The sequence below is a fragment of the Micromonospora acroterricola genome (assembly GCF_003172955.1).
Lineage (GTDB): Bacteria > Actinomycetota > Actinomycetes > Mycobacteriales > Micromonosporaceae > Micromonospora > Micromonospora acroterricola.
Genome location: NZ_QGKR01000111.1, coordinates 1 through 6,776, shown reverse-complemented (window position 1 = coordinate 6,776; position 6,776 = coordinate 1). Strand labels below are relative to the sequence as shown.

Annotated in this window: 8 protein-coding genes; 6 read left to right on the top strand and 2 right to left on the bottom strand. The window is 71.4% G+C overall.

The annotated features are described in order from the left end of the window. Positions 1-894 precede the first annotated feature (894 nt). A complete protein-coding gene (locus DKT68_RS03635; protein ID WP_109816013.1) occupies positions 895-1,158 on the bottom strand; it encodes an SCO4848 family membrane protein in 264 nt (87 codons plus the stop codon). 583 nt (positions 1,159-1,741) lie between these two features. Here DKT68_RS03635 and DKT68_RS03630 point away from each other — a divergent pair. The 5 genes from DKT68_RS03630 to DKT68_RS03610 all read left to right on the top strand — a co-directional run bounded on the left by DKT68_RS03630 (position 1,742) and on the right by DKT68_RS03610 (position 5,805). Beyond that, positions 1,742-2,194 (top strand): PRC-barrel domain-containing protein, encoded by a 453-nt coding sequence (locus tag DKT68_RS03630; RefSeq protein ID WP_109816012.1) that lies wholly within the window; start codon positions 1,742-1,744, stop codon positions 2,192-2,194. Between the two features lie 21 nt (positions 2,195-2,215). Then, the gene (locus DKT68_RS31090) at positions 2,216-2,392 is read left to right on the top strand and encodes a hypothetical protein (protein WP_161556618.1); all 177 of its coding nucleotides are present in this window, start codon (positions 2,216-2,218) and stop codon (positions 2,390-2,392) included. 91 nt (positions 2,393-2,483) lie between these two features. Further along, on the top strand, positions 2,484-3,542 hold the full coding sequence (gene trpS, locus DKT68_RS03625; RefSeq protein ID WP_109816011.1) for a tryptophan--tRNA ligase: 1,059 nt from the start codon (positions 2,484-2,486) through the stop codon (positions 3,540-3,542). A 308-nt stretch (positions 3,543-3,850) separates the two neighbouring features. Next, positions 3,851-5,053 (top strand): low temperature requirement protein A, encoded by a 1,203-nt coding sequence (locus DKT68_RS03615; RefSeq protein WP_109816009.1) that lies wholly within the window; start codon positions 3,851-3,853, stop codon positions 5,051-5,053. A gap of 152 nt (positions 5,054-5,205) precedes the next feature. Continuing rightward, positions 5,206-5,805: an HAD family hydrolase gene (locus tag DKT68_RS03610; RefSeq protein ID WP_109816008.1), complete on the top strand. Its 600-nt coding sequence runs from the start codon at positions 5,206-5,208 to the stop codon at positions 5,803-5,805. A gap of 17 nt (positions 5,806-5,822) precedes the next feature. Here the strand turns inward: DKT68_RS03610 and DKT68_RS03605 are convergent, their stop codons facing one another. Next, positions 5,823-6,332: a DUF6194 family protein gene (locus DKT68_RS03605; protein WP_236646699.1), complete on the bottom strand. Its 510-nt coding sequence runs from the start codon at positions 6,330-6,332 to the stop codon at positions 5,823-5,825. A gap of 102 nt (positions 6,333-6,434) precedes the next feature. Between DKT68_RS03605 and DKT68_RS03600 the strand changes: the two genes are divergently transcribed. Then, a partial coding sequence (locus tag DKT68_RS03600; RefSeq protein ID WP_236646698.1) for a MerR family DNA-binding transcriptional regulator occupies positions 6,435-6,776 on the top strand: 342 nt, incomplete at its 3' end.

Here is a 6,776-nt window from a genome sequence, read left to right as displayed (position 1 = left end):
TGTTGCCAAAGGAATCCCAAACCAGCCAGACATAAAGCCCGACCAGCACGGGGTATAAATCATAATTGGCACTGGCTTATCAAGCACCCTGTTGAGTTCTCAAAGAACAACCACACACCGACCAGAAACCCCACACCGTGGAGCCCATCTCGGGGCTTTCCGTTCGTGTCCCGCCGCTCACTCGCGCCGGGCACTTTTACTACGTTACCTCACCGTCTTCGCCGTGTCAAACCGTGTGTCCCGGTCTGTCATGCTTCGTACGGGTTGGTCCCGGCGCACTCACGCAGCAGCGAACCGCTGCGTCAAGGTCGTCGGATTTGGCAGGCCGGCCGCTGCGGTCTCCCGCAAGCTCGCCCGGTGCCCTGCCGGTCTGTAACCTTACCCGGTTGGTTCCGCCGCACCAAATCCGCCTCGCGGCGAGTCCAGGGGCACCACCCGGTACCGGTTCTGAGGGGTACAACCCCTCCGACCCGGCGGTCATTCCCGCGCTCCGGCCTTCAGGCTTTCGCCTGTTTCGTCCGTTCCGCGCTGGCAGAGAGAAAGTTACGCGTCCGTGGGTTTGATCGTCAAATCCGGGGGAAGCGTCCCGCGTCACACTCGCTGCGTAGAAGCGTATCCGCAGGTCAGAACGCTACGGCTGAAGCCGGCGTCCCTCCGCCTGCGTCGCCGGTGGCCGCGGCCGCCGTAGTCGCAACCGCGTCCGCTCGACGCCTGCGTGCGCCGTCCACACCGCGATCCGCCCCTCGGCCTGAGCGTGCGTGACCCGCAAGATCGCGCTGGAACCTGGAAACAGGGGCCTCGGTGACGCGACGATCCCACTACTTCGTGGATCGAGCATGACCTTGAGGGCGAGCGGCGGCGGAGCACGGCGGCGAACTCGGATGCGGGTGACTGTCAGGCGGCCGGGTGCTGCTGGCGCCGGCGGGCGGCGAACCAGGCACGGATGCCGAGGGCGCCAACGGTGGTGCCGATCGCCAGGGACGCCACGATCAGGAGGGCGTGCACCCACAGGAAGCTGGTCACTGCCCCGTCCCCCACTGTGCCGGCCGCCCAGGAGCGCGGGTCCTGCCAGATGGCGACGGCGAATCTCGGCCAGATCACCCAGGTCCAGATCCCGACCCCGACCAGGAAGACAGCCCACGCCCGCGACAGCACCATGGCACCCGAGTATGCCAGCGGAGCCTGGTCACCGGCCTGGATGCCGAGGGCGAAGGGAAGCGGATCGACGGGGCCCGGCTCAGAGGCCGTGCAGCCGAATCCGGTGTGCCGACGGCGCCGAGCCGATGCCGGTCCCGGCGCCCCGGACTCAGGCCCTGGTCGGCCGGGGCGTGGCCGACCCCGCAGAGCGCGACTGCGGGAGTGCGGACAAGCCGTGCCGGTCGGCCCTTCCCGACCGACAACGAGGCCCAGCGCGAGCGCCAGCACGGCGTCGAACCGGCGAATGGTACGTGGATCTGCGTCTCCTTTTCGGCGATGCCGGATGCGGGACCAGGAGTGTTCGGCGGCGGATACGCGACCGGAGGTGCCGGGTGACGAAACACCCCCGCGGCGGATGGGCGCGAAGTAGCCACCAGCATGCTGACCTCAGCATCGATCCTGCTGGTGACCGACGCTCCCCACACCGATGAGCTGTTCCACACCGGCATATGTCCGCTACCTGGAAATTGCGCGACCGTTTCCTACGGCAACGGGTTGGGCAACCTGAAACGGGACAGCTGAAGACCGTCCCCGGAGGTGCCCCGTGCAGCCGTCGATCTTCAATCCCTGGGCCTGGCGAGACCCGTCCGCCCTCGCCGGTGGGTACGCACAGACCACCCCCTCGGTCACGCCGCCGGCCGGCTCGGACGGTGCGGACGACGGACCGGACGCGCCCGGCCCCGGCACGCCCGTCGACCTGGTCGGCTATGGGGTGCAGGCGAGCGATGGGCGGATCGGCACCATCGACGAGGCGAGCGACGAGACGGACGCGCGGTACCTGGTGGTGGACACCGGGCCATGGATCCTCGGCCGGAAGGTGCTGCTGCCCGCCGGCACGGTGGCGAAGGTGGACCACCTGGAGCGCAGTGTGCACGTCGACCTGACCCGCCAGGAGATCAAGGACGCTCCACCGTTCGATCCGGATTCGGCCGGCCCCGAGTATCGGGAGCGCGTCGGCAGCTACTACGCGGAGAGCTACCGGCCACCACAGGCGTGACACCGCGGGTAGCGTGAAGCCATGGTCCGGACGGGCATGCACGCGGCGGAGGCGGTCGACACGGTCGACGCTCTCCAGCCCGCTCCCGTGCCCGGGTTCCCGACCAGCTCCGGCGATGGCCGCGAGCAACTCCTCGACGTCCTCCGTGCCGGTGGCCTGCGGTACCGCGCCGGCGCGCGATGGCGGGCGGCTCGCTGAGCCGATCCCGCTGACCGAGGGGGCGAGTCCCGCCCCGCTCGGCGCGCGCCCACGCGTCATCCACCTTCCCCGCACGAGAGGTCACACCACCATGTCCGTCGCACGAATGCTCACCGGCGACCGGCCCACCGGCCGCCTGCACCTGGGCCACTACGTCGGCAGCATCGCCAACCGGGTGCGGCTGCACCAGCGCTACGAGAGTTTCTTCATCATCGCCGACCTGCACATGCTGACCACCAGGAACCGTCGGGAGGACATCGACCGGGTCTCCGGCAACGCCCGCGAGATGGTGACGGACATCCTCGCCGCTGGCGTCGACCCGTCGCGGGCCACCTTCTATCTCCAGTCGGCCATCCCTGAGGTCGGCGACCTCAACACCCTCCTGCAGAACCTGGTGACCGTGCCCCGGCTGGAGCGGGTGCCGTCGTTGAAGGACATGGCCCGGGACGCCGGGAAGGAGGAGATGCCGTACGGGCTGCTGGGTTACCCGGTGCTCCAGGCCGCGGACATCCTCTGCGTGAAGGGGGAGGTGGTGCCGGTCGGCCGGGACAACGCGGCGCACGTCGAGGTGACCCGGGAGATCGCCCGCCGGTTCAACCACCTGTACGGCCCGGTCTTCCCGGTGCCCGAGCTGATCCCCGCGGACACGCCGAGCCTGGTGGGCACCGACGGCGCGGCCAAGATGAGCAAGAGCCGGGGCAACACGATCGCCCTGTCCGACGACGCGGCCACGGTGCGGCGCAAGGTGCTCGGTATGTACACCGACCCGAACCGGGTGCGTGCCGACGTGCCGGGAAGGGTGGAGGGCAACCCGGTCTTCGCGTACCACGAGGTGTTCAACCCGGACCGCGACGAGGTCGCGGACCTGGCTGAGCGCTACCGCGCCGGGCGGGTGGGCGACGTGGAGGTCAAGGAGCGGCTGGTCGTCGCGCTGGAGCGGTTCCTGGCGCCGATCCGGGAGCGCCGCGCGGCGATCGAGGCCGACCGTGGGCTGGTCGACCGGCTGATCGTCGAGGGCACCGAACGGACCCGCCAGGAGGTACGGCAGACGCTGGTCGAGGTCCGCCGGGCGATGGGGCTGACCGGCGCGTACCAGCAGGTTCGTCGGCGGGCCGAGCGGAGCCGGCGGCGAACGGACGCTCCGGCCTGAGCCGGCGCGTCGGTCCCGGTGCGGCGATGGGCTCGCCGCCGCACCGGGACGGCGGACCTCAGCGGATGCGGACCTCCGCCAGGTCCAGCGTGATCGGCCAGACACAGCGGAGCTACCAGGACGCCTGCGGGCGGCGCTCGCCATGGACGTCGTCCGCGAGCGCTCGGCCCTGCTCCGTGGGCGCGATCGAGGTGGAGGGCGACGTCCGGGTGGCCGAGTGGTTCTTTCCCGCTCTTTACGCGGCGCCGAATGGTGAGAGCGGCTGAACCGTCCGTCGATGTGTTCCCAGCGTGGCGCAGAATGCGAGGATGAGGGGGATTTTCGGCGTTCGTCCCGCACCGGCTGCGGAGTCGCCCCGGACCACGATGTTCGAGATCTTCTTCGACCTGGTCTTCGTCTTCGCGCTCACCCGGGTCATCACCTTCATGGCACAGCCGCCCACCGCGCTCACCCTGGCACAGGGGCTGCTCCTCCTCCTGCTGCTGATCTACTCCTGGGGCCCGTACACGTGGGTGGGAAACCTGGTCCGCCCGGACGTCGGTCCGGCCCGCGCGGCCACCCTGGTCGCGATGGCGGCGATCTTCGTGGCCGCGCTGGTGCTGCCGGACGCCTGGCAGCAGGGCCCGGAGCTCGTCGACGCGCCCCTCACCCTCGCTCTGGCCTACGTGGTCGGCCGGGCAGTACAGCTCGTGGTGCTGCTCTGGGCGAGCACGACGAACCCGCCGCTCCGCCGGACCCTCGGGTTCTTCGCGGTGCCGGTGACGCTGGCCTGGATCCCGCTCATCGTCGGCGCGCTGCTCGGTGGCACTGCCCAGACGGTGCTCTGGACGGTCGCCTTCCTGGTGGACATCGGCGGCGCCCGGGTCGCGTCCGCCTACCGGCCGTGGCCGCTCCGCAGCGTCGACCACTTCACCGAGCGGTTCGGCCTGGTGCTGATCATCGCGCTCGGTGAGTCACTGATCGCCGCCGGCGCCGGGCCACGGTCGATGGCACCGGTCGGCCCGGCCCTGCTGGCGGCGCTGCTCGGCCTGACCAGCACGGTCTGCCTGTGGTGGCTCTACTTCGATCGGCTGGCGCCAGCCGCGCGGCAGGCGGTCAGGGAGGTGCCGGACGAGCGCCGGGCCAGGGTGGCCGGCGACGCGTACGGCATCGGTCACTCTCCGCTGATCATCGGTGCCATCTACGTCGCGCTCGGCATCGAGCAGGTGATCGGTCAGCTCAGCGAGGACCGGTCCCATCCCGACCGGCTGGGCTGGCCCGCCGCCACCGCCCTCTACGGCGGCACCGGCGTCTACCTGCTCAGCCGACTGGTCTTCCGCCGGCTGACCGTCCGGATCGTGCACGCGACCCAGGTCGTGGCCGCGCTGGTGCCACTGGCCCTGCTGCCCGTCGGGCAGGCGCTGCCCGCGCTGGCCTCGCTGGCCCTGCTGACCGTCCTCCTGATCGGGGTGACCGGCCACGAGCGGTGGGTCGACCGGCGCGACGCCCCGCTCGAACCGGCCCCCGCGTGAGGCCCGGAAGGTTTTCCGGCTGCCGGAGGCGGGGCTCGCCCTGTTGGACGAGTTGGCCGACGACCCGCGGCTGCGCGGCTACCACCCCTAGGGCGTGGCCGACCGACTGAGCGGGCCCGCCGCCGGGGCGTCGTCCGCTGTACCCTGCTCCGGTGAGCCTGCCTTTGCCCCCCGGTGAGTTCGAGGCGTACCTCTTCGACTGCGACGGCACCATCGTCGACTCCATGCCGCTGCACTACGTGGCCTGGCAGCGGGCCCTGGACGAGTGGGGCTGCGAGTTCCCGGAGGACCTCTTCTACGCGTGGGGCGGCCGGCCGACCGCCGACATCATCGTCGCGCTGAACGAACAGCACGGCCTGGCCATGCCGGTGGCGACCGTCGTGGAGCGCCGGGAGGGCTACTACCAGGAGCTTCTACCGCAGCTCGCCGCCGTGCCCGAGGTGCTGGCACACATCCACGACGCGCACCGGCGGGTCCCGTTCGCCGTCGTCTCCGGCAGCACCCGGGCGTCGGTCACCGCCTCTCTCGACGCGCTCGGCCTGCTCGACCGGTTCGACGTGCTGGTCTGCGCCGACGACTACACGCGGGCCAAGCCCGACCCGGAAGCCTTCCTGCTCGCGGCGGAGCAGCTCGGCGTACCCCCGCGCTCCTGCCTGGTCTTCGAGGACACCGACCTGGGCATCCAGGCCGCCACCGCGGCCGGCATGGCGTCGGTACGCGTCCCGCAGCCCCGCGACCGATCCGACCACTGACGTCGCCGGCGACGGGTTCAGGCCGGGCGGCGGTCGAGCGAGCGTCGGTGCCGCCGCAGCGCCCGCTGGTGCGCGTGCGCGAGCAACCGGTCGACCTCGGCCAGGCTGCGCGGGCCTGGGTTGAGCACGCACGCCCACCCGTGCGTCCCGTACGCGGGATGCGGAACGACCTGGTCGAGGGCGGTGAAGTCGACCTCGGACCGGTGCTCGGCCGACCGTGCCGGCGGGTAGCCGAACAGTCGCTCGAACTCCTCCCGGCCGAGGTCCAGGTTGAGCCGGAAGACCCCGGGCCGGTCGAGTTTCGAGTCCTCGTCGAAGCCGGCGGTGTCCTGCCCGACGAGGGTGGCGAACGGCCGGCGGCGGTCCGGGCCGACGAAGAAGAACCGGTCGCCCCAACTGGAGCGCGGGGCGCCGGACGCCTCGTCCGCCCGGACGACGGCCACCTCGGGCAGGGCGAGGACGAGCTCGGCGACGTCGTCGGCGCCGAGGTCGAACGACCAGGCGGCGGGCATTGATGAAGAAGCCATGACCTTCACCGTATCGTTGAACCGCCCGTTGAGACTTTCGCCGCCAACCACACGAGGGAGTCGGAGCTGAACCCTCAAAGCGCAGGACGCGCCTACCGGCCGGTGGACCTGGCCCGGGAGCACGGCATCTCCAGCCAGGCGGTCCGCAACTACGAGCGCGACGGCGTCCTCCCCGCCGCCGGACGCACGCCGAGCGGCTACCGGGTGTACACCGAGGAGCACGCCGCTGCGCTGCGCGCGTACCTGGCGCTCGTCGCGGGGCACGGGTACGCGGCCGCCGGCGAGATCATGCGGGCGGCCGTCCGGGGCGACCTGGACGCCGCCCTGCGCGCCGTCGACACCAGCCACGCGCAGCTGCTGCGCGACCGCGAGACACTCGACGCCGTCGAGACGACCATCGGCGTGCTCACCGCCACGCCCACCCCCGCCCCGCCCGGCCGGCCG